Source organism: Ensifer sp. ENS10 (assembly GCF_014852025.1).
GTDB lineage: Bacteria > Pseudomonadota > Alphaproteobacteria > Rhizobiales > Rhizobiaceae > Ensifer.
In genome coordinates this window covers 186,902-213,402 of record NZ_JACVAS010000007.1, presented here as the reverse complement: position 1 = coordinate 213,402, position 26,501 = coordinate 186,902, and the positions used below count along the sequence as shown (strand labels likewise).

Genomic DNA, 26,501 nt, shown 5'->3' with positions numbered 1-26,501 from the left:
GAAGCCCCCCTAAATTTGCAATCCCGACCCGAGACAGCACTTTAGCGCAATAGTTGTCGGTCCGGAATCGGTTTCCGCGGATTGCGCGTAGATTCAAAATGTTAGGGACGCGCACTCGCCGGTGAGCGCGTGCGTGTTCCATTCATCCAGAAGTGGTGATCGGGGCACCGTTTTCAAGCGGCGCGGCAAGGAATGGGAGCTAGAGCCAGCCGGCGAGTTCGCGGCGCACGACGTGTTCGAGGACCGCCATGCCTTCGGCGCTGTCGTTGAGACAGGGAATGTGGGTGAACTTGTCGCCGCCATTGTGGTGGAAGCTCTCGGCCGCCTGCTCGGCGATCTCCTCCAGCGTTTCCAGACAGTCGGACACGAAACCGGGATTGATGACGGCAATACGCTTGACGCCTTCCTGTGCGAGTTTCTCGACCGTCTTGTCGGTGTAGGGCTGCAGCCATTCCTCGGGCCCGAAGCGCGACTGGAAGGTGACCTGCAGCTTCTCCTTGGACCAGCCGAGCTTTTCGCGCAGCAGCCGCGCGGTCTTCTGGCATTGGCAATAATAGGGGTCGCCCTTGTCGAAATAGCTCTTCGGAATCCCGTGGAAGGAGGTCAGAACCACTTCCGGTTCCCAGTCGAGCGTCGCCAGATGGCGCTCGATCGAGGTCGCGAGCGCGTCGATATAGACCGGATCGTCGTGGTAGGGCGGAACCGTGCGCAGCGCCGGTTGCCAGCGCATCTTCAAAAGCGCCTCGAAGGCCTTGTCGTTGACGGTGGCGGTCGTGGCTGCCGCATATTGCGGATAGAGCGGGAAGACGAGGATGCGTTCGCAACCGGCCTTCTGCAGCGCCTCCATGCGCGAGGCAATCGATGGCTGGCCGTAGCGCATGCCCCAGTCGACGATCACCTCAGGGCGATCGGCGAACGTTTTGGCGATCAGTTGCGCCTGGTTGCGGGTGTAGGTCCTGAGGTAGCTTTCGTTCAGCTCCTTGTTCCAGATCGTCTCATAGGCCTTGCCCACCTTGCCGGGACGGGTGTTGAGCACGATGCCGAACAGGATCGGGTACCAGAACAGCCGCGACCATTCGATCACCCGGCGGTCCGTCAGGAACTCCTTCAGGTAGCGGCGCATCGAGGTATAGTCGGTGCCGTCGGGCGTGCCGAGATTGACCAGCAGAATGCCGACCTTTCCGGATTTGACGGAAGGGTGGTCGGCAGGGGCGGTCACGTCAAGCTGTTCGGTCATCTCGGTCCTCGTCGGTCCCGTTCAATCGGGACACTGCTTTCGGTTTCAAATCCTTCTAAAAAGAAAAGCCGGCGCGGGGAAGCCCGCGCCGGCTCTGAAGGTAGAGGCAAATTGTCTTACTTTGCCGGAATTTCCAGTTCCGTGCCGACATGCAGCGCGCGCGGCGCCGGCTTGCCGTTGGCTTCGGAGATCTTCTTCCACAGCGAGCCTTCGCCGTAGTACGACTTGGCGAGGTCCCAGAGCGTGTCGCCCTTGGCGATCACGTGCTTCTGAGGGCCGCTTGCCGCGGGCGCTGATGCATCGCCGGAGGTTGCTGCCGGTTGGGTTGCCGTGGTGTCGGTGCCCGTCGCCGGCTTCGTTTCCGTTGCCGGTTCCGCCGGTGCAGCACCTGCTGCCGAAGCGACCTCGGTGATGCGGCCATCGGTATAGGGCTTGAACGGCTGGTGGGCAGCGAGATAGTCGGCGAGCACGGTTTCGAGGCCCGGACCGTAGTCGTAGGCGTTTTCACCCTTCTCCTTGAAGATGTCGTAGCCGTCGCCGCCATTGCGCATGTAGTTGTTGGTGACGAGCGAATAGGTCTTGGCCGGATCGAGGGCGACGTAGCCTTCGCCTTCCTTCACCTCGACCGAGACGACACGGCTGCCGACCGGCTTCGACTTGTCGAAGGAGAACTTCATGCCGGCCACCTGCGGGAAGCGGCCGCCGCCTTCCTCGAGCTTGCTGAGGCCGTTTTCCAGCGCTTCACGGATGCCGTCGCCCTTGATCTGGAAGGTCGCGACGGTGTTCTGGAACGGCAGAACGGTGATCGCTTCGCCCATCGAAACGTCGCCGGCGTCGATCGAGGCGCGCAGGCCGCCGCCGTTGGTGATGGCGATGGTGACACCCTGGCCCTTGACGCGGTCGAGCATGGCGTCGGTGAGCAGGCTGCCCATTTCGCATTCCTTGGTGCGGCAATTCTCACGAGAGCCGTCGATCGGCGCTTCGGTCTTGGCGATGATCTTCGAGCGCAATTCCTCGATCGGTTTGCCGAGTTCGGCGACGCGCGCCAGCACGGCCTCATCCGGCTTGACGGACGAGTCGACCAGGATCGGATCGCCCTTGGCGGCTTTGACGACGCCCTTGTCGTCGAAGGTGACGACGAGATCGCCGAGATACTTGGTGTAGGATGCGGCCTGGACGACCGGAACCTTGTAGCCACCGGGATTGTCGACCATCGTCGGGTAAGGACCCTCGGCTTTCGGGTCGGTGTTGGACAAGAGGCTGTGCGAGTGGCCGCCGACGACGATATCGACGTCCGGGATCTTGGCAATCGCTGCGAGATCGCGCGGATAGCCGACATGGGTCAGCGCAATAATCTTGTCGACGCCCTGCTTCTTCAGTTCTTCGACGGCGGCCGTGGTGGTGGCAACGTCATCGCCGATCAGGATGTCTGGGCCGGGCGAGGACAGTTCCGGCGTGTCGTTGGCGACGGCGCCGACGATGCCAACCTTCTGGCCGCCGACGTCGAGCACGATCGACGGCTTGATGCGGTCGCCGATCTTCGACTTGTGGCTCGGCAGGACGTTGGCGGTGACGACAGGGAAGGTAATCTTATCGAGGAAGCCGGCCAGGCCGTCTTCGCTCTCGTCGAATTCGTGGTTGCCCACGGTCATCGCGTCGAACTTCATCAGGTTGAGGAACTCGGCTTCGGCCAGGCCCTTATAGGTGGTGAAGAACAGCGAGCCCTGGAAATTGTCGCCGGCATTGAGCAGCAGCACGTTCTTGCCGGAGAGTTCCTGGCGCTTCGTGTCGATCAGGGCCTTCAGACGGGCGACGCCGCCGAAGCACTCGTTCTTGCCTTCCTCTTCCGCCGAGCAGGTCGAGTCGAACTTGTTGATCGACTCGATGCGGGAATGGAGGTCGTTGATGTGCAGGATGTTCAGCTCATAATCGGCGAAGGCTGCGCCCGAGGAGAGGGCAAGAATGGACGCGGTCATCAGGCCGGTCCGCATGTGTCTGATCATGATGTTCTCCTGTTTGCCGGTTGTCAGCCGACCGTTTCCGGAGCCGTCAAGACGGAACCGTTCCCCACGGTCGGAGTGGCTTTGCCGGGCCGGATGTTTTCATCACTTGAAGGTGACTTCAAGCGCTAAAACCAAGCTCGCTTTGTCAATTTATAACGAGGTTAAGCTGCGATCCTGCAACAAAAAAAGCCCCCGATCGGGGGCTTCGATACTTGCGTATGCGCTGTTTTAGCCGCGCCGCGCCAGCGAGAACTGCGCGCCGGCATCGGTGGTGCAATTGAGCTGGTTCTGCGTGACCAGGGCGCAAGCGACCTTGGACTGGGTATTGCGCACGAGCGAGGTCATGTTGATCTCGACGAGCGTCGGGCTCGTCTTGACGTAGTTGCCCGAAGCAAGCAGCTGGTTGGTGTCGGTCGTGCGGGTCGAGAAGGTGCCGCCCGCAAAAGTCGAGACGATGCCGTTCGGGTCCACCCAGGAGCCTTCGACGCCGGTCGCCTGGCGCGACGGCCCGCCCTCATCGATGATCCGGGGCGACGACTGGCAGGACGCCAAGGCCGCAGCGGTTGCGATTAGGGTCAGAACTGCGAATGGCTTCATAGGCGATTTCCCCCGCATTGGGCCGAGCGGACTGTTTCATTCCGGCATGACCATGCCGCGATCATGAGTTGAAAGCAAGAGCGGCAGGGGGCGGCCGGCGCCTTTTCCCGCACAGATGAAAAGGCCCGGGACACGGTCGTGCCCCGGGCCGGATGACGTTTTACGTCAAAAGCTTAGCGAACGAGGATGTTCTTGAACTGCCAGGGATCCTTGGTGTCGATGTCTTCCGGGAACAGGCCCGGACGACCGTCGAGCGGGGTCCAGTCGGTGTAGTGGCCTTCAACCGGACCGAGATAGGGAAGCTGTACTTCCAGGCAGCGCTTGTAGTCCATCTCGTCGGCTTCGACGATGCCGGCCTTCGGGTTTTCAATCGCCCAGACCATGCCGGCGAGAACCGCAGAGGTTACCTGCATGCCGGTGGCGTTCTGGTAGGGAGCGATGCGGCGGGTCTCTTCCAGAGACAGGCGCGAGCCGAACCAATAGGCATTCTTGTCGTGGCCGTAGAGCAGGACGCCCAGTTCGTCGAGGCCCTCAACCAGTTCCTTCTCGTCGAGAACGTGATGGACCGGCTGGGCGTTGCCGCCGTTGCCGAACATCTCGTGCAGCGACAGGACCGCGTCGTTGGCCGGATGGTAGGCGTAGTGGCAGGTCGGACGGTACGTCACTTCGCCGTCCTTATCGCGAACGGTGAAGAAGTCCGAGATCGAGATCGCCTCGTTGTGGGTGACAAGGAAGCCGTACTGCGGGCCAGGCGTCGGGCACCAGGTGCGTACGCGGGTGTTGGCGCCCGGCTGCTCCAGGTAGATCGCAGCCTTGCAGCCCTTCTTGTGCTTCTTGGCGTTCTTCGGCATCCAGTTTTCATGGGTGCCCCAGCCGAGTTCGGCCGGCTGCAGACCTTCGGAGATGAAGCCCTCGACCGACCACGTGTTCCAGAACACGTCGAGCGGCTTCGGCTTCTTCGTCAGCTGCGTGTCGCGCTCGGCAATGTGCACGCCCTTGACGCCGACCTTCTTCATCAGCTTCGCCCAGCCTTCGCGGTCGTCCTGATGCGGCTCTTCAAACTTCACGCCGAGGTCGTTGGCGAGGTTCAAGAGGCCCTGCTTGACGAACCAGGAGACCATGCCGGGGTTGGCGCCGCAGGTGGAAACGGCCGTGGTGCCGCCCGGGTTCTTTTCCTTTTCCTTGCGAACGGTTTCGCGCAGCGCATAGTTGGTGCGCTCGGAATTGTCCATTTCGGCGTCGAAATAGAAACCGAGCCACGGCTCAACGACCGTGTCGATGTAGAGAACGTCGAGCTTGCGGCACATCTTGATCAGGTCGAGCGAGCCGGTATCGACCGACAGGTTGACGCAGAAGCCCTGGCCTTCGCCTTCGGTGAGCAGCGGCTTCAGCAGTTCCTTGTAGTTGTCCTTCGTCACATGAGCGCGAACGTGACGTACGCCATGCCGTTCGAAAATCTCGTTGTCGGCGGCGTCCTCACGGGGTTCGACCACGATCAACCGGTTCTTGTCGTATTTGAAGTGGCGCTCGATCAGCGGCAGGGTGCCGCGACCGATCGAACCGAAACCGATCATGACGATCGGACCGGTGATCTCGCCGTAAACCGGGTAGGTGGTATCTGCCATTTTTGTCTTACTCCTGAGGAAACTTTCCTGTGACGGTGGGTGACTAAGCATGAGGAAGCGGCTGGTGCCGCTGTTCCAGCTTGACGGGTGTGCCGCAGCGGCTTCGGTGCCGAATGCGGCACGCGGGCGCTGTAGAGCATAGATCGCTGTCACAATAAAGAGCCGGCGGGTCAACCGCTATCTGAGATAGTGCTTAACCGGCGATCGAAAGCAGGGCCGCGACTGCCTCACGCTTCCGCAAGAAGGCACTTCTTTTCTGAGAGATAGTGCTGTAGCTGTTCGTCAGGCTCGATCCAGCGATCGGGATCGAGCTGGGCAAGGCCGATGGTGAGGGGCTTGGAGGAACCGTCGTAGGGCGTATGCTTCATGCACTTCGGCCGGTCCAAGACGGTGATTTAACCATATCCCCATCGTTTCACACGCGTAAACGCTTGTCACAAGCACTTCGTGCTATAGCTTCGTCTGAAGCATCCGCTTCGCGCCATGATTGATATTGTCCGACCCGGAGGCGTGACAGACCGTGACCGGTAGTCATCTCAAGGCTCTTGCGGCCTTACAGAGCAAAACACCCGTACTGATCGCGCTCTACGATCAGCACGATCGATTGCGGTTTGCCAACACGGCATTTCGCGCGGCCTATCACGTCGGTCCAGACGAGAGCCCGACCTGGGCGGAGATCATGCGCCGCAACTACGCGGCCGGTCAGGGGACCGTCCTGAAAACCGACGACGTCAACGCCTGGATTGCCTCGACGGCTCACCGGCGCGGCAAAGTGCCTTTTCGTGCCATGGAAACCGACTTGCATGACGGCCGCTGGCTGTGGATGACGGAGACGGTGGATTCCGACGGCTATATGCTTTGCATTGCCGTCGATGTCACCACTATCCATGCGGGCGAGCGCGAGCTCCGGCAGGACCGCGATTTCGCGCTTCGGGCGGCCCAGGTCGACGAGCTGACCAGTGTGCCCAACCGTCGCTACACGATGGGGCGGTTGACTGAATTCATCGCCAATTGTGCCGAAAATCCGCATATGTGGGGTTGCGTCGCGATCATCGACATCGATTATTTCAAGGCGATCAACGACCGCCACGGGCACCAGCGCGGCGACGAGGTTCTGCTCGACTTCGCGCGTCAAATGCAGGAATTCGTGCGCCGCTCGGATTGCTTCGGCCGGATCGGCGGTGAGGAATTCATGCTCATCCTGCCTGATACCACCATCAGCGAAGGCAATCGCATTCTCGACCGTCTGCTCGAAAGGGTCAGAAGCTCCCGGCCGCTCGAGAATATTCCGGAGTTCTTCTACACCTGTTCGGTCGGGCTCGCGGAATATCGTGATGGCGATTCCGTCAGCGATCTCTATGCGCGCGCCGACCAGGCGCTCTACCTCGCCAAGCGCGATGGGCGGGATCGGGTCAGACGCTACACGCTTCCCGGTTCAGACCAGGAGTCTCACCCGGATCATACCGCGTAGCGAATTGCCGACATAGAGCGTTCCACTTGTAAGATCCGCCGGCGAAAGGCGCGCTACCCGCGCGCGTCGTTGGCAGATGAGTTCGGTACGAAGCACACCGGCGAGCAGCCCGCAGGCGATCGGCGGTGTCTTCAGGACACCGCTACCGTCGTCGAGGAAAACCGAGGTGATCGTGCCTTCGCAGACCTCGCCCTTCTCGTTGAGCAGAAGAACCTCGTCAGCCTCGCTCGCTGCATATTCGCTGCGGGCCGTTTCATAGGCCGCCCGGCGGCTGGTCTTGTAGCGCAGCAGCGGATCGCGCGAGTTGAGCCGGGTGGCGGCGATCCGCACCCGCCAGATCGTATCGTCCGACAACGGTACGAACGGTGCGGCCTTTACCTCGATGCGTCCGTCGGGGAAAAGCTCGAGCCGTACCCGGTGTGCGAGCTTGTCGTCGCCGCTCTTCACCGCGGCCAGCAAGGCCGCTTCTGCCCCTTCCGCTCCGGAAAAACCGAGACGTCGCGCCGATCGCTTCAGCCGCGCCAGATGCAGGCGCGATCGGACGAAGCCGTTTTCGGGCTCGTAGCGCAGCGTTTCGATCAGCGAGAAGTCCGTCATCGTGCGATCTCGTCATCGCCCAGCGCGATCTTGTCGTCGCCGAGCGCGATCTTGTCGTCGCCAATGGCGAAGCGGGCCTTCAGCAGGCATTCGTCATATTCGGACCGGGCGTTGCTGTCGAAGACGATGCCGCCGCCGACATTGAAGATAGCCTCGCCGTTGGGGAAAAGCGAAATCGTGCGGATGGCGACGCTGAAGCGCATGATCCCGCTCGGGGCGATGAAGCCGATGGCGCCGCAATAGGCGTCGCGCGGTCCGTCTTCGAGGTCGTGCAGGATTTCCATGGCCCGCATCTTCGGCGCGCCGGTGATCGAGCCGCAGGGGAACAGGGCGGCGAAGATGTCCTCGATACCGATCTCGGGTAGGAGCTTTGCCCGAACATGGCTCACCATCTGGTGCACGGTCGGGTAGGTCTCGATTTCGAAGAGCTTGGGGACGCTGAGTGTGCCGACTTCGGTGATACGCGAGATGTCGTTGCGCAGGAGATCGACGATCATCCGGTTTTCAGCCTGGGTCTTTTCGTCGGCGCGCATGGTCGCGATGATCTCGGCGTCTTCGGCCGCAGAGGCGCCGCGCTTGGCCGTACCCTTCATCGGGTGCGTCTCGATCCAGCCGTCCGCATCGACGCGGAAGAAGAGTTCCGGCGAACGCGACAGGAGGACCGGCCCGTCAAGCGCAACCAGCGCCCCGTATTTCACCGGCTGGCGGTCGATCAGCGACCAGAAGGCGGCGCGCGGATCGCCAGACCAGCGGGCACGGATCGGCATCGTCAGGTTGGCCTGGTAGCAATCACCCTGGCGCAGATGCTGGTGCAGACGATCGAAGCGCTCGCGGTAGGTGCCGAAGTCCCAGCCGGCGCGTGGCTCAGCGAGGAAGGGTTCGTTCTCGGTCCGGCGCTGCGGCTCGGCGAGGGGATGGTCTTCCGAGGGCGCGTCGAAGATGCCGAAGGACATCAACGGCGTTTCGCGGCCCTCCTCGGCAAACCTTGCGAGTTTCTGCTCGAAGAGGTGGCCGGCCTCGTAGGACATGAAGCCGGCGAGCCACTTGCCCGCCTTGTGGGCGCGCTCGAGCTCGGCAAGGCCGCGGGTGAATTCGGCTTTCGTGCGCGCGGTGACGATGCGCGAAGGCTCAGCGAAAACCGTGGTGCGGTTTTCGCTGTCGTCCCGGAACAGCACATAGGGTGCGGTGTCGCTCATAAAGTCGTCTTGTCGATCGCGCCGTGATCCGGACCTGTGCCCGGATCAGGCCTTATCAAGCGCCTCGAGTTCGTCGATGAGCCCTTCGATCATCGACAGTCCCTGTGCCCAGAACGACGGATCGGTGGCATCGAGGCCAAAGGGCGCGAGCAACTCGGAATGGTGCTTGGTGCCGCCGGCCTTCAACAGTTCGAAGTACTTCTCCTGGAAGCCTTTTTCGGCGTTCTGGTAGACGGCGTAGAGCGAGTTCACCAGGCAGTCGCCGAAGGCATAGGCGTAGACGTAGAAAGGCGAGTGGACGAAGTGGGGGATATAGGCCCAATAGGTCTCGTAGCCTTCGGAGATTCGGATCGCCGGCCCGAGGCTCTCGTTCTGCACCGACAGCCACAGCTTGCCGATGTCGTCAGCCGTCAGTTCGCCTTCCTTGCGGGCAGTGTGGACCTTGCGCTCGAACTCGTAGAAGGCGATCTGGCGCACGACCGTGTTGATCATGTCCTCGACCTTCTGGGAAAGCATGGCCTTGCGCTCGCGCTTGTCCTTCGTCCGGTCGAGCAGCGCGCGGAAGGTCAGCATCTCGCCGAACACGGACGCGGTTTCAGCCAGGGTCAGCGGAGTAGACGCCATCAGCGCGCCCTGTCCCCCGGCCAGCACCTGGTGCACGCCGTGGCCGAGTTCGTGTGCAAGCGTCATGACGTCGCGCGGCTTGCCCATGTAATTGACGAGCACGTAGGGGTGCGCGGATGGTACCGTCGGATGGGCGAAGGCGCCGGGTGCCTTGCCCGGCCGCACCGGCGCGTCGATCCAGCTCTCGTCGAAGAAGCGGCGGGCGATCGCGGCCATTTCCGGATCGAAGGCATTGTAGGCGGAGAGAACCGTGTCCTTGGCTTCGTTCCAGGAAATCAGCGCGTTCGGCGTTTCCGGCAACGGCGCATTGCGATCCCAGAAATCCATCTCCTGCATGCCGAGCCATTTTGCCTTCATCGTGTAGTAGCGATGCGACAGGCGCGGATAGGCGGATTTGACGGCTTCGGCCAGCGCATCGACAACTTCGCGCTCGACGCGGTTCGCCAGATGGCGGCTGTCGGCGATGTCCTGAAAACCGCGCCAGCGGTCGGAGATTTCCTTGTCCTTGGCCAACGTGTTGGTGATCAGCGTGAAGGTGCGGATATTGGCCTTGAAGGTTTCGGCAAGCGCCATCGCCGCCTTCTTGCGGACCTCTGTCGCCGGATCCTGCAACAGGTTCAGGGCGACTTCCAGCGGCAGGGCTTCGCCATCGACGCTGAAGGTGAGGCTCGTCATCGTCTCGTCGAACAGCCGGTTGAAGGCGGCAGCACCCGTCATCGATTTTTCCAGGAAAAGCTGCTCCAGCTTGTCGTCGAGCTGATAGGGCTTGTCCATGCGCAGGTCGGTCAGCCAGGGCCTGTAGTGCGCGGCAAGCGCATCGTTTTCCAGCGCCTTGTCGAGGATCGCGTCATCGATCCGATTGAGCTCCAGCGAGAAGAACAGCAAATGCGCCGACATGTCGGTGAGCTTCGACTGTACGTCGCCATAAAGCTTGCCGTTCTCGGGCTTGGACGTGTCCGAGAAATAGGTGAGGCCGGCAAAGGAAGCGATGCGGCCCATGACATCTTCGAGCGCTTCGAACTCCCGGACGGCGGCGCCGATGCCGTCGTCACCACGCTTCGTCGCGGCCTCGGCCAGCTTGCCCTTCCACTTGGTTTCGAAGGCGGTCGCTTCGGTCTCGGCCTTTTTCAGGTCGTTGCGAAAGGCATCCGATGCGGCCGACGGATAGAGATCTTCGAGCCGCCAGGAGGGCAGGTCGCCGAGATCCGCGGTAGCGCCATGGGATTGCCCGGCGGCGGCGCGGACAGCGGATTGCTCGGGAGCGAAGGGGCGGAAGGTCATCGTCGGATTTCTCTCGTTCGTGACAGGAAGAGGGCAAGCGATATGGGTTCCATTGCTATCGCCGGCAATGGATAAAATGCAAGCATTTCTCAAAACATGATGTTCAGCCCTTTATGGCACAGATGCCTGACGTCATTTGGCACATGAGGTTGGCCAAATAGTACTGCGTGTCCAAAGCAGGAGGCTTCCGTGACATCACATATTCTGGTCATTGATGACGATCCGGTGCAGCGCCGGTTGTTGACGAACATGATCGAGCGTCTCGGCCATGTAGCGCATCTCGCCGACAATGGCCGCAGCGGTCTGGAGCTCCTGGAGCGCAAGGGCGGCATGATCAACGTCATTCTGCTCGACCTGTTGATGCCGGAGATGAACGGGCACGGCTTCCTTGAAGCGCTGGCCGAGCGCGGCGTCGATATGCCTGTCATCGTACAGACCGGCCAGGGCGGCATCGAAACCGTGGTTCACGCGATGCAGGCGGGTGCCTTCGACTTCCTGGTGAAGCCCGTCTCTCCGGAGCGGCTGTCGGTCGCGATCAGCAATGCGCTGAAGATGGCGAGCCGCGACGGCAAGGTCAAAACCTCGCGCCGTCCGCGCGGCGGCGCCGTCGGCTTCGAGGACATCGTTTCGGCAAGCCCGGCGATGATCCGGGTGATCGACCTGGCGCGCCGTGCCGCCCAGTCCAATATTCCGATCGTGCTCGAAGGCGAGTCCGGCGTCGGCAAGGAAATGGTGGCCCGCGCCATCCAGTCGGCGAGCGACCGGGTCGGCAAGCCCTTCGTCACCGTCAATTGTGGCGCGATCCCGCATAACCTGGTCGAGAGCATTCTCTTCGGCCACGAAAAGGGCGCCTTTACCGGCGCGACGGAAAAACACACCGGCAAGTTCGTCGATGCCGACGGCGGCACCCTGTTCCTCGACGAGATCGGCGACCTGCCGCTCGAAGTCCAGGTGAAGCTGTTGCGTGCCGTGCAGCAGGGCGAGATCGAGACGATCGGCGCGCGCCATCCGCACCGGGTCAATGTGCGGCTGATCTCGGCCACCAACAAGGACCTGATCAACGAAGTGCGCGAGGGCCGGTTCCGCGAGGACCTCTATTACCGCCTCAACGTCTTCCCGATCACCATCCCGGCGCTGCGTCGGCGCAAGGAAGACATCCCGGTTCTGGTGCGTTCCTTCGTCGAGCGTTTTGCCGCCGAGCAGCGCCTGCACACACCGCTCGCCATTTCGAGCGGCGCCTTGGCGCTGCTGACTGCCTATGACTGGCCAGGCAACATCCGGCAGCTCGAAAACGCGATCTTCCGGGCTGTTGTGCTTGCCGAAGGCAACGAGCTGACGGTGAAGGATTTTCCGCAGATCGCCACCCAGATCCCGGGCTACGTCGTTTCCGACCGCTCCGGCTTCTCCTGGGGCGAAGCCGGTCCGGAACGGGAAAGCGGGCCGGCGGAACAGGTGCCGAATGTCTATCCGGACTTCGCGAGTGCGGCGAAATCGATGGAAGGCGATGCCGGGCACGACCCGCGGATGGACAACGCGATCGCCAGCGTCGACGAGGGTGGTGACGTCCGCAAACTCGCCGAAGTGGAAGAGGAACTGATTCGTTTTGCGCTCAAATTCTACCGCGGACAGATGAGCCAGGTGGCTCGCAAGCTCGGCATCGGCCGGTCTACTCTCTACCGCAAGCTGAAGGATTATGGCATCGATCCCGAGAACCCATTGAGGGAGGCGGCATAAAATCGACGCATTCACAATTCATTAGCCCTGCTATTCAGTCACCGCCGTTTAGACCTTGTTAGTGAAGTGTTCACTATATTATAAGGGGCGGTGACGACTGTGGCATATTTGCCATGCTGTCACCTTATTTGACAGTCATCTGAGACAGCGAAGCACGGTTGTCCGTCGGACGGGGATTGAATGCCAAATTTGTTCGGTTTTAAGAAGCCGCTCGGCTCCTTAGCGAGAGTCTGCGCGGCCTTTACCCGTAAGGTGCCGCAGGTTCTTACATCCGTTGCTATTGCGGCTTCCCTCGTGACTCCAGGTTTCGCGCCTCCCGTAGAGGCCGCGGGCCAGACCCGGACACTGAAACTCTATTTCATTCATACCCAGGAAAAGGCGCAGATCACCTTCAAGCGCAATGGCCGTTACGACACCAAGGGCCTGCAGGAGATCAACCGATTCCTTCGCGACTGGCGTCGCAACGAACCCACCAAGATGGACCCGCGCCTGCTCGACCTCGTCTGGGAAGTCTACCAGAAGAGCGGTTCGCGCGATTATATTCACGTCGTCTCGGCCTATCGTTCGCCGGCAACCAACGGCATGCTGCGTTCTCGCTCGAAGGGTGTCGCCAAGAAGAGCCAGCACATGCTCGGCAAGGCAATGGACTTCTACCTTCCCGACGTGAAGCTGAAGACGCTGCGCGAAATCGGCGTGAAGTTCCAGGTGGGTGGCGTCGGCTATTACCCGACCTCCGGCTCGCCTTTCGTTCACATGGATGTTGGCGGCGTTCGCGCCTGGCCGCGCATGAGCCGCGCCGAACTCGCTCGCCTCTTCCCTGATGGCAAGACCATGCATCTGCCGTCCGATGGCAAGCCGCTTCCGGGTTATGACCAGGCGGTCGCCGACTACAAACGTCGCGTCGGTGCCTCGGCGATCGAAGTCGCCGGTGGCGGTGCAACCGGTCCTGGCGATAGCGCAAGCGGCAAGCGTCGCGGCAACCTGTTCGCCATGCTCTTTGGCGGTGGCGGCGACGAGGATGAAGAACCCTCGGCGATCGCAGCCGGTCCTGGCGCTGACGATGAAGGCGGCGCTGCGCCGGCCAAGGTACAGACGGCTTCCGCTCCTGCTGCCCAGGAAGCGCTTCCAGGTGTCGCCGGCTCGGTTGCTGCCGAACCGACAGCTGCTGCCACTGCAACAGCCGAACAGAACATCAACGCGCCGGTCCCGGCTGTCCGTCCTGCCTTCAAGGATGCACCTGCCGATGGCGGCGTAGCCGTTGCGCTGGTGGCGCCGCAGAAGAACGCGGCCCAGGATGCGCTTGCTGCTGCCCTGCCGCAGACCTCGGAAATGCCGAGCGAATTCGCCGATCTCGGCTCGATGAAGGTGCCGGTGCCGCAGATGCTTGACCGTCGCGACATGAATACGCTTGTCGCTTCGGCCGATCCTTCCGCGGATGTGCAGGCGCTTGGTTTCGTTCCGGTTCCGGCCATGCGGCCCGCGGGTGATGCGGCCCTTGCCGCCGTTGCCGATGCGCAGGTCGTGGTTCCGTCCTTCGCGGAGCGCCCGGTCGTTGCGTCCGCAGAGCCGCCGCGTGACGTTGCCGCCGAGGCTGCGACCCGTGTGGCGCTTGCTGCTCCGACGCCGGCCCAGCGCGAGCCGGTATCGCAACAGCCGATCGAAATGGCGGCCTATGCGCCGCAGTCGAACACGAACGCCCGTGCGGCCGTCTTCGACAACGCCTTCGACACGCAGGCCGAAGCGCCGGCAAAGGGCGGTCGACCGAAGAAGAACGACGCCGACGCAGCGACCCGCTCGTCGGTCCGCACCGAGCCGAAGCTGACCCAGAAGATCATTTCCGAATGGGCGCTGACGACGGGTCGTGTGGCGACGCTCTCCAAGCCGGTCAAGGCGCCGCGCTTCGTCAGCAAGTCGCTCCGCACCGCACCGACCACGGTCTATGCCGCCGGCTTCTCGAACGGCGCTGGCACGGTGGACACGGCCCGCTTCAGCGGCAATGCGGTCAACTTCATGGAAGTGAAGAAGTTCAGCACGAACTGAGCTTCGGCCGAACAGCAGACACGAAAAAGCCCGCCGAACCGGCGGGCTTTTTGATTCTGTATCGTGCTTTCGAGTGCTGTCGTCTCTGGTCGGGTCGGGGGCAGCCTGCTCCCCATCGCTGTCCGGACGAGGCCGCCTGTCGGCGGCCCTGCAAGCCTGCTTATTCTTCGGCGGCTGCCGGCACCATGCCGAGCGCCTGGAGGTAGGTGTCGAGGATCGCTTCCTGTTCCATGCGCTCGTCGTGGTCCTGCTTGCGGATCGAGATGACCTTGCGCAGGATCTTGGTGTCGAAGCCCATGGACTTGGCTTCGCCGTAGACGTCCTTGATGTCGTCCGCGATGGTCTTCTTTTCTTCTTCCAGGCGTTCGATCCGCTCGATGAAAGCGCGAAGCTGATCGCGTGCGACGCCGTGAGCATCCGACATGGTCTTCTCCTTGATACGGGGAATTGAATTTCGTGGGTGCCGTGACGTGCCGAAAACGGCCGCCAAGGTCAAGGGTCAATGCGCAACAACGCGGTCAATTCCGTGGCAAGCGCCGCCGAAACGCCCTTATTCCTTCGGCCTGTTGATCTCGAAGGCTGCCTTCTGCTCGGCGGTCGCTTCCCTTTGATGGAGCTCGCGCCATTCCTCATAGGGCATGCCGTAGATGATCTCGCGCGATTCCTCCTTGGCGAGAGCAACGCCTGCCTCTTCGGCGGCTTCTCGGTACCAGTTGGAAAGACAATTGCGGCAGAAGCCGGCGAGGTTCATCAGGTCGATGTTCTGGACATCGGCGCGTTCGCGCAGATGGGTGACGAGACGGCGAAAGGCGGCTGCCTCGAATGCCGTCTGCTGCTCCGGGGTCAGTTCGGTCATGGACGTTGATCCTCTTCGGTTACTGCGTACTTCCGGACCCAAGCTCTAATAGGCGCCGGTGCGGGAGGCGTGGCGCTCGTAGCGATGCAATTCGGTCATGGCGTTGAGACCCGCAAGGATTGGCGCCAGCCGCTCGGCCCAGCCAGCAACGCCCGTCTCGTCGGCGATCAGGTCCTGGCGCACCTCGATCAGGGCGTGGGGAATACCCGGCATCATGCAGTGCCGGAACATGGTATCCCCGCGCAGCGCACCGTCATAGGGTTCGTTGTTGCCGACGACGATATCGCCCGACGCCTCGAGCTTCTCGATCAGCGGCAGGACGGCACGCGGATCGTTGTCCCAAAGCACGGCGGCGTGCCAGGGGCGGGCCACACCCTTCCAGGCCGGTGTGTAGGAGTGGATCGAAATGACCAGCGGTGCCGCGCCATGCGCCTCGGCGCTTCGGCCGATCGTCTCGGAAACGGCGCGATGATAGGGGCGGTGGAACCGGTTCAGCCGGTTCTCCCATTCCTCTGCGCTGATCGGGTGGTTGCCGGGCACGATCGCGCCGTCGGAGATCTTCATGACCAGCGTCGGGTCGTCCTCGCCGCGATTGGGATCGATCAGCAGGCGGGAGAAGCAACCGAGCACGGCCGGCGCATCGAGTATTCGCGAGAGCCGCCGCACCAACGCCTCGACACCGATGTCATAGGCGATATGCCGCTCGAATGCCGAGGCGGGCAGGCCGAGACTGCCGTATTCCGGCGGCAACCGGTTCATCGCGTGGTCGGCAAGCAAAACGAGCCCGGTTGCAGGCTTGGCTTCGATAATCTCATAGGGAGAATAGTGTTGCATGCCGGTCCAGTCTCTTGTCTAGCCTCGTCCTCGCTGATCGCACGCACGCGCGTCAATCGCAAGAAACGCGCAACTGTTTAGCGCAATTTGAACGCAATTTGCCGATTGTAATCGATTAGAGTTACGTTGACTTTCGGGGCTGGCCGTCGCAAGAAAGTGCCACGCAAATCAAAACGGAGTTCCATCGGAAACCGTGTCCAGAAATCCTTTTTCCAAAGCGAAGCCGGGGCTGACGACACTGGGAGGCATCCTCCTGTTTTTCCTGGCAACCTCAAGCTCATTTCTCTTTGCCGATGAAGCGCGCGCCGATTTTCGCGTCTGCAACGGCACACAAAATCTCGTCGGCGTGGCGATCGGTTACCGGGCCAAGGAAGGCTGGGTAACGGAGGGCTGGTGGCAGGTTCCGGCCACCACCTGCGCGACCCTGATCGAGGGCGAGCTTGAGTCACGATACTATTATCTCTACGCGGAAGATGCGGCCCGCGGCGGCCGCTGGACCGGTGACGTCAACATGTGCGTCGCCGAGAACGAGTTCAAGATCGCGGGCGTTCAGGACTGCTTCGCCCGCGGCTTCCAGCGCATGGGATTCAAGGAATACGACACGGGGCGGCAAGGGAGCTGGATGGTTCAGCTCTCCGAAACGCCCGGCACGCAGGAAAGCCAGAATTGATGAAGCGGAACAGAAAAGTCAAAATCCTCGCCACGCTCGGACCGGCGTCTTCCGATGAGCAGATGATCCAGAAGCTGCACGAGGCCGGGGCTGATCTGTTCCGTATCAACATGAGCCATGCGAGCCACGACGTGATGCGCACGCTGGTTCAGCGCATCCGCACGGTGGAAAGCCACTGTGGTCGGCCGATCGGCATTCTCGCCGATCTTCAGGGCCCGAAGCTGCGCGTCGGCAAGTTCGCAGAAGGCAAGGTGGATCTCAAGGTCGGCCAGACCTTCACGCTCGACAACAAGGACGTGCCCGGCGACAACACGCGCGTCTACCTGCCGCACCCGGAAATCCTCGAAGCGGTCAAGCCCGGCCATCGCCTGTTGATCGACGACGGCAAGCTGCATCTGCGCGCTGAGAAGACCGACGGCAAGAGCATCGTGGCCACGGTCGTCGCGGGAACGAAGATTTCGGACCGCAAGGGCGTCAGCCTGCCGGACACGCTGCTCGCGGTCGGTGTTCTGACCGACAAGGACCGCGCTGACCTCGACGCCGTTCTCGCCACCGGCGAGATCGACTGGGTGGCGCTCTCCTTCGTGCAGCGGCCGGAAGACCTGGCCGAAGTCCGCAAGATCGCCCGCGGCCGCGTCGGCCTGATGTCGAAGATCGAGAAGCCGCAGGCACTCGACCGCATTGATGAGATCATCGAGCTTTCGGACGCGCTGATGGTCGCGCGCGGCGACCTCGGCGTCGAAATGCCGCTGGAATCGGTGCCGGGCCTGCAGAAGCAGCTGACGCGCGCATGTCGCCGCGCTGGCAAGCCGGTGGTTGTTGCCACGCAGATGCTGGAATCGATGATCTCCGCACCCGTTCCGACGCGCGCCGAAGTTTCCGACGTTGCGACGGCCGTCTTCGAAGGCGCCGATGCCGTCATGCTGTCGGCAGAATCGGCCTCGGGCGAGTATCCGGTGGAGGCCGTGTCGACCATGGCGTCGATCGCCAGCAACGTCGAGCGCGACCCGCACTATTCCAGCATCATCTACGCGCAGCGCACGCCGCCGGAGGCAACCGGTGCCGACGCGATTTCGCTCGCTGCCCACCAGATCGCCGAGACGCTCCGTCTTGCCGCGATCGTCTGCTACACCTCGTCCGGCACCACCGGTCTTCGCGCCGCCCGCGAACGGCCACAGGTTCCGATCATCGCTCTCTCGCCGATCGTCCAGACGGCACGCCGTCTCTCGGTCGTCTGGGGCCTGCATTGCGTCGTCACCGAGGACGCGACGGACCTCGACGATATGGTCAACCGTGCCTGCCGCATCGTTGCGGCCGAAGGCTTCGGCAAGCCCGGCGAACGCGTCATCATCTCTGCCGGCGTGCCCTTGGGTACGCCTGGCGCCACCAACATGCTGCGCATCGCCTATATCGGTTCGGACGGCATGAGCGGCATCTGATGCAGCCTTGGCAAAGTGCGAAGCGGGTCAGACTTGGCCGATGGCTTCGGACGACATGATAAGGCGGGCTTCGGCCCGCCTTTTTATTTGCTCGAGATCCGTCGGCTGGCCCGCCATCTTTTCGAGCGCAGCCACGACCACGTCCGTGACCACATAGTCGGGCTTGTGGCCGAGATTGCCGATCCACAGCAGTTCCGCGCCGGGGATATCGCGCGCCAGCCCGCGGGAATGGATGTCGGCCAGCACGATGCCGTCGCTATCGCCGGTGATGATCACGGTCTGTGCCGTGATCTCGCGGTAGCGGGGTGCCGTCGCGGTCAGATAGGCATGGAGATTGGCTATGTCGCGCGCATTGTTGCGGAAGGTCGCCGGACGCAGCACCAGATGCGGGCCGGTCTTGTCGATGTAGTCGTCGGGCCGCGGATTGGGTGAAAAAATCGAGTGTGTGCCGCCTTCGATGCGGCGCTGCCCCAGGGGCGTCACCAGCGTATGGGCGAAGAGCCAGCCGACGAGGGGGAGCGCCGTGAGGCGATAGTACCATTCGATGCCGCCTGGCCAGGGGTGCGTCGCGGGCGCCAGCAGGATGAGGCCGGCCGTCTTTTCCGGGTGATGCAGGGCGAAGCTCGCAGCGATGGCGCCGCCGAAGGAATGGCCGACGATGACCGCGCGACGGATGCCGCGCTTTTCCATCAGCTTTGCGATCGCCGTCGCCTGGCCGTCCGGAAGGTCGTTTTCCGCTCCGCCCCGCTCGGAGTAGCCGTGACCCGGACGATCGACGAACAGCATCTCGGCGCGGCCATCAAGGGCTGGGGCGAAGGCATGCAACTGATCGAGCAGATTGCCACTGGCGCCATGGATGAAGATGACGGGCAGGAGATCGGCCTGCTCGCCTGCCGGCAGGTGCACGCTGTTCATGCGATAACCGCCGATGTCGATCAGTTCGCCGGCATTCGGAAACCGCCGGGTGAAGGCTCGCGCGTGCCAGAGGCTGTAGGCAATGCCGACGAGCGCTAGTCCAATGAGCAGGAATGTGGCTGGTACCATTGTCTCAATCTGTCTTCCGGCGTCCGTAGGCCCGTCAAGGCGTCTGCGTTGGAGAGGCTTCAGGGGCAGGGGAGCCCATCGACTGCCATCGTGGCCAGATGGCGTCAACGGCGCGCTGGCGGGCAAGCACGAACTCAGGCAGCGCGGTATCCCGGTCGCCCTTGTTGTAGCGGGTGTCCGTGCTGTCGACAACGAGCACCGGAGGGGCGCCGAACTGATCGGCGGTGATGTCGACGATGTAATCGCCGCATTCGACCCAGGCATGGCTTTGCTAGCGTTCCCCGCAGAAGAAGCCGTAGGGGCCGATGTCAGGCCCGGAAGGCGCACTCCGCGGCGCTCCAGAGGCCCAATGGGCATCGAGGCCTTGGGCAATCAAGACACGTGCCAGGAACAGGCTCGAGCGGCCGCAGGTCCATTGTGAAGCGATCGCGGGGAGATCGCCACCCCAAGCCCGGTGCCATTCCAGCCAGATCGGCTCAATGAAACGCCGAGCGGCTGTCGCTACTTCGAGAAGAGTGCTTTCATTGGTGCAGAGGGGCATTGAAGGCTAGGGTCGAGTGTGTCGCGTTCAGTCAGGTCTTGCTGCCGGCGAGCTTCTCGGCGAGCTCGCCCAGCTGCTCCTGCGCCTTGCGATCGGCGGGATAGATGTCCAGGAACTGCTCCCATGCCCGCATGGCGAGCTCGTCCTTGCCGGAGGCGCCGAGGATCGCTGCCATGCCGGCAAGCGCGCCGAAATGACGAGGCTCGATCGTCAGCACGCGGTTGATGTCCGACATCGATTTCCGATAGTTGCCCATCGTGTAATGCAGGGTCGCGCGACGGTTCCAGCCTTCGACATAGTTGGGCGCAAGCGTGATCACCTGATCGAGGATGTCGAGCGCCGCCGCCTGCTTGTTGTCGGTGATGGCCTTGTCGGCCCACTGCATCAGGAGATTGACGGTGGCGCTGCCGGAATCCTGCCATTCCACACGGATCTGGTTGGCGAGTTCACGCGCCTTGTCGGCATCGCGTTCCTTCTTGAGGTCCGCGAACAGGCCGTCCAGTCGTTGCTTGGGTGTGGTGAGGCTGGCCGATTCCGTTTGGGTCGATGCTTCCGCCGCGAAGGAGAAACTGCCAGCTCCGATGGAGGTGGCGAGCAGGGCGGAACACGCCAGAATCAGGGGTACAAAAACTCGCATGGCGAGCATGTTAGCCCGCCATGGATCAACTTCATAATCAATTTTGGGACATCGCCGAAGCGATGTCTGCCACCCGGCTTAGATCAGCCCTGACGAGCCTTGAAGCGCGGGTTCGACTTGTTGATGATGTAGATGCGGCCCTTGCGACGAACCAGACGGTTTTCGCGGTGACGGGTCTTCAGCGACTTGAGCGAATTCTTGATCTTCATTTTCCTGATCCGCAGGTTTCGGGGAACGAAAATTCGCCCGGTATCTTCTAACAATCAAAAGCGCGCCGTTCAGCGCGCTCCTTTAAGGTGGGATGGCACATACCGTGTCCCCCCTAAGGTGTCAACCACAAGACGCCCCATTTTGGCGTCTTGCCCCGCATTTCTGCGGTCTTCAGCCGCGGACGAGCCGTGTGACGTGGCCCATTTTGCGGCCGGCGCGCGCTTCGGTCTTGCCATAGAGGTGCACCAGAACATCGTCCTTGGCAAGCCATGCCGGGACATCGTTGAGGTCGTCGCCGATCAGGTTCTGCATGACGCAGTCGGAATGGCGGCGGGGATTGCCGAGCGGCAATCCCGAGACGGCACGAATATGCTGCTCGAACTGCGAGACGACGCAGGCCGCCTCCGTCCAATGGCCGGAGTTGTGCACGCGCGGCGCCATCTCGTTGGCGATCAGGCTGCCGTCGGCAAGTACGAAGAATTCGACGCCGATGATGCCGACATAACCAAGTGCATCGAGGATCGCCTTGGCGGCCTTGCGGGCCGCGTCCGCCGTGCCGTCGCCGACTGCTGCCGGTACCGTCGAGGTGTGGAGGATGCCGTTGCGATGCACGTTCTCGGCCGGATCGAAGCAGGCGACCGTGCCATCGGTGGAGCGGGCGGCGATGATCGAGATCTCCCGTTCGAAGGGTACGAAGCTCTCCAGGATCAGGGGCACGCCGCCCAGCTCCGCGAAGGCGCCGGCAGGACTGTCGGCTGCGGAGCGGAACACGCGCTGTCCCTTGCCGTCATAGCCAAGGCGACGGGTCTTGAGCACGCCCGATCCGCCGAAATCGGCGAGTGCTGCTTCGAGATCGGCCTGGCTGTCGACGGCGTGAAAACGCGCCGTCGCAATGCCGCAGTCATTGATGAAGCGTTTTTCGACGAGGCGGTCCTGCGCGACTTCCAGCGCCTTCGGCGGCGGGAAGACAGGTCGTTTCGCGGCGAGCCGTTCGGCGGCCGCGACCGGCACATTCTCGAATTCGTAGGTGATGATGTCGCTCACGGTCGCGAGCTGGCTGAGCGCGGCTTCGTCGTCATAGGCAGCAATGATCTGCTCATTCGCCACCTGTGCCGCCGGACAGTCGACCTGCGGCTCGAGGATCACGGTGCGGAAGTTCAATCGGGCAGCTGCCATCGCCAGCATGCGGCCGAGCTGGCCGCCGCCGATAATGCCGATGGTGGTCATGCCTGGTCCACCGGGTATTCGGCGACCGAAATCGTCTGCTGTTCGCGCCAGTCGTCGAGCCTGTCGGCGAGATCGTCGTCGCTGAGCGCGAGCACGGCTGCAGCAAGCAACGCGGCATTGACGGCGCCGGCGCGGCCGATCGCCAGCGTCCCGACGGGGATGCCGGCGGGCATCTGCACGATCGAGAGCAGGCTGTCCTGGCCGGAAAGCGCCTTCGACTGCACCGGCACGCCGAAGACCGGCAGCGGCGTCATTGAGGCGCACATGCCCGGCAGATGGGCAGCGCCGCCGGCGCCGGCGATGATCACCTTGAAGCCCTCGTCGCGAGCGCCCTTGGCGAAATTGACCAGCCGATCGGGCGTGCGATGGGCGGAAACGATGCGAGCCTCATAGGCAATGTCGAGCGCGTCGAGCGTGTCGGCGGCGTTCTTCATCGTCTCCCAGTCCGACTGGCTTCCCATGATGATGGCGACGGGTGGGGTCGTGGTGTCGATCACGTCTGTCCTGTTCCGCGTTCAGGCGATGATGTCGGGGATGATCTGGTCTTCGATCTTGCTGATCTTGTCCTTGATCGCCAGCTTCTTCTTCTTCATGCGCTGGATTCTCAGCGCGTCGCAGCCGGTCTCGATCATAGCGTTGATGGCAGCGTCGTAGTCTTCATGTTCCTGCCTCAGCCGCGCGGCGGTCAGTCTGAGTTCGGCCTGGTCCTGGTCCGGCATGCAAAGCGATCCCCATCAGCCCGGTTGCGAAGTCCTCCTCGAACCGGAATTCCATGCGTCGCTCTATCACATCTTGGGCGGTAACGGGAAGTTATCCGACGTCATCATTTCGCCTTCGACAAATGAAAAATGGCATGGCACAGTAGTAAGGTTACAAACCATGGAACATCCGGCATTCGCATGCCGGATGCAAGCAAAAGGAAGGGACTGCCAAATGACTGTTGAGGCTCATCTTGCAACGCTTGAGAAAAAACATGGCGTCCTGGAGCAGGAGCTCCATGCGGCATTGAATCAGCCGTCGGTGGAAGACGAACTGATCAACGACATCAAGCGGAGGAAGCTGCGCATCAAGGACGAAATCGAAAGGCTTCGTTCCTCGACTCACTGATTATCAACGGTATTTCCCAGGACTATCGGGAGGCGCCATCTCCCCTCTGAGTAGGCGCAACAAGGTTTAGAACCAATCCCCCCACAGTGGAATATACGGAATTTTGGACCGGGCTTGACGCCCGGTCTGTTTCTTTCGGGCGCAGCGTTCGCGCCGCCGGGCTCAGGACCAGAACTGGTCGAGCCACAGATTGAGACGGTCGAAACCCGGCCGGTTGATCGCATAGATCCGCCGGGTGCCGCTCGCCGAAACCGAGACCAGATTGCAATCCAGCAAGGCCTTCAGGTGCTGCGATACGGCCGGGCGGCTGATCGGCAGGCCCTCCGCCAGTTCGTTCACGGTTCTCGGCGCGCGCCGCAGTTCCTCCAGCAGGTGGCGCCGGTTCGGGTCCGCAATGGCATCGAAAGGGTCCGCGATCGTCATGCGCGGACGTTAGGCGAAATTTTGCGAAGCAGCAAGAAATTTGTGCGATGCGAAATGCTAATTTTGCTTTGCAATATTTCCGTAATACTTGGGTCCGCGGCTCACCCGCCTGCGACCAGGCTGTTGATACCGTCCCAAAGCAGTTTCGAGCCCGCGATGAAGGCCATGGTATACATGAAGGGGTAGAAGATCTGCGGCTTCATGCGGCGAACGATCCAGGCGCCGCACATGGTTGCGACAATGGCGAGCGGAAATAGCGTCGCCGAGATTTTCAGGTTGCTCAGATCCAGTTGCCCGAGCGCGAAATAGGGGATGAGCTTCACCGCATTCAGGATCGCGAAGAAGCGCACGATGGTGCCGGTGTATTCGCGCGGGTCGAGCTGCAGCGGCAGCGCGTAGATCTGGAAAGGCGGGCCCCCGGCATGGGCGACGAAGCTGCCATAACCGGCAAAGGAACCCCAGAGTGCTGCGGGACCGGCCCGCTGCTTCTTCGGCGCGATGGTGATGCCAAGGCGCGTGCGCCAGACATTGTAGACGTATCGCAGCACGAAGAGCACGGTGATCAGGCCGATGATCAGGCGAAGGAGGTCCCGCGAGACGTAGGCCGAGGTCGCCCAGCCGATGAAGATGCCGGCGATGGCGCCGGGCAACAGCATGAAGAGGGTGGTGCGATCGCCGTGCTTGCGCCACATCCAAAGCGAGACGAGATCCATCGCGATCAGGATCGGGAGGAGGAGGGCGGCCGCCTGGACGGGTGACACCGCCATCGACAGGATCGGAACGCCCATCAGCGAAAGCGCTTCCCCCATGCCACCCTTGCTGAGGCCAACGAGCAGAACTGCCGGAATGGCGATAAGATAGAAGTCGAGATCAGGAAGCATGGGGGGCGGTTGATCCTTTTGCAGTCTCCGTCTATCGGTTTTCCCAAATGAAATCGAGCGCTGGTTTCGCCATCCTGGCGGATGCAGCCGGAAATGGATGTCTTGATATGACAACAGAACGTTGCCGCCTGGTGCTGATCGCGCCCGACATGCCCGATGCGGCGGAACGCGCAAACGTGCTCGCCGATGCCCTGAAGGGCGGCGACGTCGCCTCGGTGATCGTGCCGCAATACGCACTTGATGACTCCGAGTTCCAGAAGCACGCCGAGCGTCTGGTGCCGGTGATCCAGGAGGCCGGCGCCGCCGCGCTCATCGAGGGTGACTCCCGCGTGGCCGGACGTGCCAAGGCCGACGGCCTGCACGTTGCCGGCAATGCGGAAGTGCTGGGCGAGGCGGTCGAGAAGCACACGCCGAAGCTGATCGTCGGCGGGGGCAATGCGGCCGACCGTCACCACGCGCTGGAGATCGGCGAAGTGCGCCCGGACTACGTGTTCTTCGGCAAGACCGATGGCGACATCAAGCCGGAGGCGCATCCGAAGAACCTGGCGCTGGCCGAATGGTGGGCGTCGATGATCGAGATTCCCTGCATCGTCATGGGCGGCACGGACCCGCAATCGGCGCTGGCGGTGGCGGAGACCGGTGCTGAGTTCGTGGCGCTTCGCCTTGCCGTCTTCGGCGAACCCGGCCAGGCGCCTTCCGTCGTTGCTGCGGTCAACGCACTTCTCGACGAAAAAGCGCCACGGTTTGAAGATTAAGACGTTTCGATGTTGAGCCGTCTGCCTTCCAGATTGAGTCGAGGTCTTTCCCTTGTTGCCATGGCCGTCGCCCTGGCAATGCCTGCGCATGCGCAGGAGCAGAAGAGTGGCGAGGACGCCGGCGTCGAAAAGCGCGGCCGCATCACGCCCTTCAACGGGGCGGCGATGCCGGAGGGCGCGACGCCGACCGACCAGAAAGACGACAAGTCCGCTGTCGGCCCCAATAAGAAGCCGGCCGACGGCTCTGTCCCATCGTCCGGCGTCACTGTTTTCGATCGCATGGGTGCCGAATTGCCGGCACTGCCAGCGGAAAAGCCCTTTACCGGCAAGGTCGACGATGCCTATGGCGCGTTCCAGCGCGGCTACTATCTGACCGCGATGGATCTGGCGCTGCCGCGCGCGCAGCTTGGCGACCCGGCGGCGCAGACCCTGATCGCCGAGATCCTTCAGCAGGGACTGGGCGTCGTGCGCAATCCCCAGCAGGCTGCCTTCTGGTACGGTCAGGCCGCGGAAAAAGGCGATCCGGCCGCGATGTTCAAATACGCGCTGATCCTGATGGAGGGCCGTTACGTCAAGCGCGACCGGAAGAAATCCGAAGAGCTGATGAAGAAGGCGGCCGATCTCGGCAATGGCTCGGCGCAATTCAACTACGGCCAGACGCTCGTCGCCGACAATCCCGGACCCAAGGGTTTGAAACTGGCGATGCCCTATTACGAAAAGTCGGCCGAACAGGGCATCGCGGATGCGCAATATGCGCTGTCGCAGATCCTGGTCAATGTCGATGGCATCGAGGAAAGCAAGCGGACGCGGGCGCGCGAATGGCTGATCCGCGCGGCGCGGGCGGGGTACGACACCGCTCAACTCGACATCGCGATCTGGATGATCGAGGGCATTGCCGGCGAGCGTAATCTCGAAGTGGGTTTCGGCTGGATGCGGCGGGCGGCCGAGGGCGGCAACGTGGTTGCACAGAACCGGCTTTCGCATCTCTACGTCAACGCCATCGGCACCCGGCCCAATCCGGTCGAGGCGGCGAAATGGTATGTGCTTTCGCGTCGCGCCGGTCTGAAAGACGACGCGCTCGAAGACTTCTATCTCGGTCTCAACGAAGAGCAGCAGAAGCAGGCACTCAGCGCCGCCAACAAATATCGCCGGAGCTGAACGGCGCCGCTCGCGGTCGAATCTTTGGCGGTCGTTCGGCGGAAATGCTATTTCGCTTGAACTTGCGGGCCATTTGTGGTTCTGAGGCCGCGGTTTTGCTCGTGGTGCCGCGACAGTTTGCGGCGACGGCGAGCGGAGTGATTATTCACTCGGTTTTTTGACGACGGAGCTCAATCTGCGGCTTGCCCTGCGTCCTTGGATCGGTTCCGATCAAGGGAATTTGCAATTAGGGCCGGCATTGCGGCCGTGTTCCGTCAAGCAGGTTCAACGTCCGATCGATTGCTTTCGATCGGCCTTCGTTTTCAAGGGATCGC

28 protein-coding genes are annotated in these 26,501 nt (G+C 62.3%); 8 read left to right on the top strand and 20 right to left on the bottom strand.

Features of this window, described 5'->3' with window-relative positions; all coding sequences use genetic code 11:
* Positions 1 to 199 precede the first annotated feature (199 nt).
* The 5 genes from hemH to IB265_RS23475 all read right to left on the bottom strand — a co-directional run bounded on the left by hemH (position 200) and on the right by IB265_RS23475 (position 5,830).
* Positions 200 to 1,237, bottom strand: coding sequence for a ferrochelatase (hemH, locus tag IB265_RS23495; protein WP_057254634.1), 1,038 nt, complete (start codon positions 1,235 to 1,237; stop codon positions 200 to 202).
* A gap of 116 nt (positions 1,238 to 1,353) precedes the next feature.
* Complete coding sequence (locus IB265_RS23490; RefSeq protein WP_057254635.1) at positions 1,354 to 3,240, bottom strand: 5'-nucleotidase C-terminal domain-containing protein; 1,887 nt, start codon at positions 3,238 to 3,240, stop codon at positions 1,354 to 1,356.
* 228 nt (positions 3,241 to 3,468) lie between these two features.
* Positions 3,469 to 3,837, bottom strand: coding sequence for an outer membrane lipoprotein Omp10 (gene omp10, locus IB265_RS23485; protein WP_057254636.1), 369 nt, complete (start codon positions 3,835 to 3,837; stop codon positions 3,469 to 3,471).
* A gap of 173 nt (positions 3,838 to 4,010) precedes the next feature.
* On the bottom strand, positions 4,011 to 5,462 hold the full coding sequence (locus IB265_RS23480) for a homospermidine synthase (RefSeq protein ID WP_057254637.1): 1,452 nt from the start codon (positions 5,460 to 5,462) through the stop codon (positions 4,011 to 4,013).
* A gap of 227 nt (positions 5,463 to 5,689) precedes the next feature.
* On the bottom strand, positions 5,690 to 5,830 hold the full coding sequence (locus IB265_RS23475; protein ID WP_373419820.1) for a hypothetical protein: 141 nt from the start codon (positions 5,828 to 5,830) through the stop codon (positions 5,690 to 5,692).
* Positions 5,831 to 5,982: 152 nt separating this feature from the next.
* On the opposite strand from IB265_RS23475, the gene IB265_RS23470 reads away from it, so the two are divergent.
* Positions 5,983 to 6,933: a GGDEF domain-containing protein gene (locus IB265_RS23470; RefSeq protein ID WP_057254638.1), complete on the top strand. Its 951-nt coding sequence runs from the start codon at positions 5,983 to 5,985 to the stop codon at positions 6,931 to 6,933.
* On the opposite strand, the gene IB265_RS23465 is transcribed toward IB265_RS23470, so the two are convergent.
* Genes IB265_RS23465 through IB265_RS23455 form a run of 3 tightly spaced genes read right to left on the bottom strand, consistent with a single transcriptional unit; the run spans position 6,898 to position 10,631 of the window.
* Positions 6,898 to 7,530: an aminotransferase class IV family protein gene (locus IB265_RS23465; protein ID WP_057254639.1), complete on the bottom strand. Its 633-nt coding sequence runs from the start codon at positions 7,528 to 7,530 to the stop codon at positions 6,898 to 6,900. The two genes, IB265_RS23470 and IB265_RS23465, sit on opposite strands and share 36 nt — an antisense overlap.
* On the bottom strand, positions 7,527 to 8,726 hold the full coding sequence (locus tag IB265_RS23460; RefSeq protein ID WP_057254640.1) for an aminodeoxychorismate synthase component I: 1,200 nt from the start codon (positions 8,724 to 8,726) through the stop codon (positions 7,527 to 7,529). The genes IB265_RS23465 and IB265_RS23460 overlap by 4 nt, the downstream gene beginning before the upstream one ends.
* A 45-nt stretch (positions 8,727 to 8,771) precedes the next feature.
* The gene (locus tag IB265_RS23455; RefSeq protein WP_057254641.1) at positions 8,772 to 10,631 is read right to left on the bottom strand and encodes a M3 family oligoendopeptidase; all 1,860 of its coding nucleotides are present in this window, start codon (positions 10,629 to 10,631) and stop codon (positions 8,772 to 8,774) included.
* Between the two features lie 189 nt (positions 10,632 to 10,820).
* On the opposite strand from IB265_RS23455, the gene IB265_RS23450 reads away from it, so the two are divergent.
* Positions 10,821 to 12,365, top strand: coding sequence for a sigma-54 dependent transcriptional regulator (locus tag IB265_RS23450; RefSeq protein ID WP_057254642.1), 1,545 nt, complete (start codon positions 10,821 to 10,823; stop codon positions 12,363 to 12,365).
* 180 nt (positions 12,366 to 12,545) lie between these two features.
* Positions 12,546 to 14,405, top strand: a complete 1,860-nt coding sequence (locus IB265_RS23445; RefSeq protein WP_057254643.1) for a DUF882 domain-containing protein — start codon at positions 12,546 to 12,548, stop codon at positions 14,403 to 14,405.
* A 160-nt stretch (positions 14,406 to 14,565) separates the two neighbouring features.
* On the opposite strand, the gene IB265_RS23440 is transcribed toward IB265_RS23445, so the two are convergent.
* The 3 genes from IB265_RS23440 to IB265_RS23430 form a co-directional block, all read right to left on the bottom strand.
* Positions 14,566 to 14,829 (bottom strand): DUF2312 domain-containing protein, encoded by a 264-nt coding sequence (locus IB265_RS23440; protein WP_057254644.1) that lies wholly within the window; start codon positions 14,827 to 14,829, stop codon positions 14,566 to 14,568.
* 126 nt (positions 14,830 to 14,955) lie between these two features.
* The gene (locus tag IB265_RS23435; protein WP_057254645.1) at positions 14,956 to 15,261 is read right to left on the bottom strand and encodes a DUF1244 domain-containing protein; all 306 of its coding nucleotides are present in this window, start codon (positions 15,259 to 15,261) and stop codon (positions 14,956 to 14,958) included.
* Positions 15,262 to 15,306: 45 nt separating this feature from the next.
* The gene (locus IB265_RS23430; protein WP_057254646.1) at positions 15,307 to 16,095 is read right to left on the bottom strand and encodes an N-formylglutamate amidohydrolase; all 789 of its coding nucleotides are present in this window, start codon (positions 16,093 to 16,095) and stop codon (positions 15,307 to 15,309) included.
* Positions 16,096 to 16,288: 193 nt separating this feature from the next.
* Here IB265_RS23430 and IB265_RS23425 point away from each other — a divergent pair, with 193 nt between their 5' ends.
* Positions 16,289 to 16,765 (top strand): DUF1036 domain-containing protein, encoded by a 477-nt coding sequence (locus IB265_RS23425; RefSeq protein ID WP_057254647.1) that lies wholly within the window; start codon positions 16,289 to 16,291, stop codon positions 16,763 to 16,765.
* Positions 16,765 to 18,204 (top strand): pyruvate kinase, encoded by a 1,440-nt coding sequence (gene pyk / locus IB265_RS23420; RefSeq protein ID WP_057254648.1) that lies wholly within the window; start codon positions 16,765 to 16,767, stop codon positions 18,202 to 18,204. The genes IB265_RS23425 and pyk overlap by 1 nt, the downstream gene beginning before the upstream one ends.
* 27 nt (positions 18,205 to 18,231) lie before the next feature.
* Here the strand turns inward: pyk and IB265_RS23415 are convergent, their stop codons facing one another.
* The 7 genes from IB265_RS23415 to IB265_RS23385 form a co-directional block, all read right to left on the bottom strand.
* Positions 18,232 to 19,248: an alpha/beta fold hydrolase gene (locus IB265_RS23415; RefSeq protein ID WP_082616139.1), complete on the bottom strand. Its 1,017-nt coding sequence runs from the start codon at positions 19,246 to 19,248 to the stop codon at positions 18,232 to 18,234.
* A 34-nt stretch (positions 19,249 to 19,282) separates the two neighbouring features.
* Positions 19,283 to 19,447, bottom strand: coding sequence for a hypothetical protein (locus IB265_RS23410; protein WP_156414730.1), 165 nt, complete (start codon positions 19,445 to 19,447; stop codon positions 19,283 to 19,285).
* A gap of 373 nt (positions 19,448 to 19,820) precedes the next feature.
* Positions 19,821 to 20,435 carry a hypothetical protein gene (locus IB265_RS23405; RefSeq protein ID WP_057254649.1) on the bottom strand — a complete coding sequence of 205 codons (615 nt, stop codon included), beginning with the start codon at positions 20,433 to 20,435 and terminating at the stop codon, positions 19,821 to 19,823.
* A 74-nt stretch (positions 20,436 to 20,509) separates the two neighbouring features.
* Positions 20,510 to 20,635: a type B 50S ribosomal protein L36 gene (gene ykgO / locus IB265_RS23400; protein ID WP_034806120.1), complete on the bottom strand. Its 126-nt coding sequence runs from the start codon at positions 20,633 to 20,635 to the stop codon at positions 20,510 to 20,512.
* A gap of 172 nt (positions 20,636 to 20,807) precedes the next feature.
* Complete coding sequence (locus IB265_RS23395) at positions 20,808 to 21,863, bottom strand: 5-(carboxyamino)imidazole ribonucleotide synthase (RefSeq protein ID WP_192495201.1); 1,056 nt, start codon at positions 21,861 to 21,863, stop codon at positions 20,808 to 20,810.
* The gene (purE, locus tag IB265_RS23390) at positions 21,860 to 22,324 is read right to left on the bottom strand and encodes a 5-(carboxyamino)imidazole ribonucleotide mutase (protein ID WP_057254831.1); all 465 of its coding nucleotides are present in this window, start codon (positions 22,322 to 22,324) and stop codon (positions 21,860 to 21,862) included. The genes IB265_RS23395 and purE overlap by 4 nt, the downstream gene beginning before the upstream one ends.
* Positions 22,325 to 22,378: 54 nt before the next feature.
* The gene (locus IB265_RS23385; RefSeq protein WP_057254651.1) at positions 22,379 to 22,582 is read right to left on the bottom strand and encodes a YdcH family protein; all 204 of its coding nucleotides are present in this window, start codon (positions 22,580 to 22,582) and stop codon (positions 22,379 to 22,381) included.
* A 214-nt stretch (positions 22,583 to 22,796) separates the two neighbouring features.
* Between IB265_RS23385 and IB265_RS23380 the strand changes: the two genes are divergently transcribed.
* Entirely contained in the window at positions 22,797 to 22,970 is a 174-nt protein-coding gene (locus IB265_RS23380; protein WP_082616141.1) for a YdcH family protein, read from the top strand.
* A gap of 162 nt (positions 22,971 to 23,132) precedes the next feature.
* Here the strand turns inward: IB265_RS23380 and IB265_RS23375 are convergent, their stop codons facing one another.
* Positions 23,133 to 23,393, bottom strand: a complete 261-nt coding sequence (locus tag IB265_RS23375; RefSeq protein ID WP_057254652.1) for a helix-turn-helix transcriptional regulator — start codon at positions 23,391 to 23,393, stop codon at positions 23,133 to 23,135.
* 101 nt (positions 23,394 to 23,494) lie between these two features.
* Positions 23,495 to 24,274, bottom strand: a complete 780-nt coding sequence (locus IB265_RS23370; RefSeq protein WP_057254653.1) for a sulfite exporter TauE/SafE family protein — start codon at positions 24,272 to 24,274, stop codon at positions 23,495 to 23,497.
* Positions 24,275 to 24,381: 107 nt separating this feature from the next.
* Here IB265_RS23370 and IB265_RS23365 point away from each other — a divergent pair, with 107 nt between their 5' ends.
* Both IB265_RS23365 and IB265_RS23360 read left to right on the top strand, forming a co-directional pair.
* Positions 24,382 to 25,029, top strand: a complete 648-nt coding sequence (locus IB265_RS23365; protein WP_057254654.1) for a thiamine phosphate synthase — start codon at positions 24,382 to 24,384, stop codon at positions 25,027 to 25,029.
* Positions 25,030 to 25,107: 78 nt separating this feature from the next.
* A complete protein-coding gene (locus IB265_RS23360) occupies positions 25,108 to 26,187 on the top strand; it encodes a tetratricopeptide repeat protein (protein ID WP_244495719.1) in 1,080 nt (359 codons plus the stop codon).
* The last annotated feature ends 314 nt before the right edge of the window (positions 26,188 to 26,501 follow it).

Excerpts from the sequence above, each read along its gene's own strand:
- hemH (WP_057254634.1), bottom strand. The coding sequence starts at position 1,237 with ATGACCGAACAGCTTGACGTGACCGCCCCTGCCGACCACCCTTCCGTC.
- IB265_RS23490 (WP_057254635.1), bottom strand. The coding sequence starts at position 3,240 with ATGATCAGACACATGCGGACCGGCCTGATGACCGCGTCCATTCTTGCC.
- omp10 (WP_057254636.1), bottom strand. The coding sequence starts at position 3,837 with ATGAAGCCATTCGCAGTTCTGACCCTAATCGCAACCGCTGCGGCCTTG.
- IB265_RS23480 (WP_057254637.1), bottom strand. The coding sequence starts at position 5,462 with ATGGCAGATACCACCTACCCGGTTTACGGCGAGATCACCGGTCCGATC.
- IB265_RS23475 (WP_373419820.1), bottom strand. The coding sequence starts at position 5,830 with ATGAAGCATACGCCCTACGACGGTTCCTCCAAGCCCCTCACCATCGGC.
- IB265_RS23465 (WP_057254639.1), bottom strand. The coding sequence starts at position 7,530 with ATGACGGACTTCTCGCTGATCGAAACGCTGCGCTACGAGCCCGAAAAC.
- IB265_RS23460 (WP_057254640.1), bottom strand. The coding sequence starts at position 8,726 with ATGAGCGACACCGCACCCTATGTGCTGTTCCGGGACGACAGCGAAAAC.
- IB265_RS23455 (WP_057254641.1), bottom strand. The coding sequence starts at position 10,631 with ATGACCTTCCGCCCCTTCGCTCCCGAGCAATCCGCTGTCCGCGCCGCC.
- IB265_RS23445 (WP_057254643.1), top strand. The coding sequence starts at position 12,546 with ATGCCAAATTTGTTCGGTTTTAAGAAGCCGCTCGGCTCCTTAGCGAGA.
- IB265_RS23440 (WP_057254644.1), bottom strand. The coding sequence starts at position 14,829 with ATGTCGGATGCTCACGGCGTCGCACGCGATCAGCTTCGCGCTTTCATC.
- IB265_RS23435 (WP_057254645.1), bottom strand. The coding sequence starts at position 15,261 with ATGACCGAACTGACCCCGGAGCAGCAGACGGCATTCGAGGCAGCCGCC.
- IB265_RS23430 (WP_057254646.1), bottom strand. The coding sequence starts at position 16,095 with ATGCAACACTATTCTCCCTATGAGATTATCGAAGCCAAGCCTGCAACC.
- pyk (WP_057254648.1), top strand. The coding sequence starts at position 16,765 with ATGAAGCGGAACAGAAAAGTCAAAATCCTCGCCACGCTCGGACCGGCG.
- IB265_RS23415 (WP_082616139.1), bottom strand. The coding sequence starts at position 19,248 with ATGGTACCAGCCACATTCCTGCTCATTGGACTAGCGCTCGTCGGCATT.
- IB265_RS23405 (WP_057254649.1), bottom strand. The coding sequence starts at position 20,435 with ATGCTCGCCATGCGAGTTTTTGTACCCCTGATTCTGGCGTGTTCCGCC.
- ykgO (WP_034806120.1), bottom strand. The coding sequence starts at position 20,635 with ATGAAGATCAAGAATTCGCTCAAGTCGCTGAAGACCCGTCACCGCGAA.
- IB265_RS23395 (WP_192495201.1), bottom strand. The coding sequence starts at position 21,863 with ATGACCACCATCGGCATTATCGGCGGCGGCCAGCTCGGCCGCATGCTG.
- purE (WP_057254831.1), bottom strand. The coding sequence starts at position 22,324 with ATGGGAAGCCAGTCGGACTGGGAGACGATGAAGAACGCCGCCGACACG.
- IB265_RS23385 (WP_057254651.1), bottom strand. The coding sequence starts at position 22,582 with ATGCCGGACCAGGACCAGGCCGAACTCAGACTGACCGCCGCGCGGCTG.
- IB265_RS23380 (WP_082616141.1), top strand. The coding sequence starts at position 22,797 with ATGACTGTTGAGGCTCATCTTGCAACGCTTGAGAAAAAACATGGCGTC.
- IB265_RS23375 (WP_057254652.1), bottom strand. The coding sequence starts at position 23,393 with ATGACGATCGCGGACCCTTTCGATGCCATTGCGGACCCGAACCGGCGC.
- IB265_RS23370 (WP_057254653.1), bottom strand. The coding sequence starts at position 24,274 with ATGCTTCCTGATCTCGACTTCTATCTTATCGCCATTCCGGCAGTTCTG.
- IB265_RS23365 (WP_057254654.1), top strand. The coding sequence starts at position 24,382 with ATGACAACAGAACGTTGCCGCCTGGTGCTGATCGCGCCCGACATGCCC.
- IB265_RS23360 (WP_244495719.1), top strand. The coding sequence starts at position 25,108 with ATGCCTGCGCATGCGCAGGAGCAGAAGAGTGGCGAGGACGCCGGCGTC.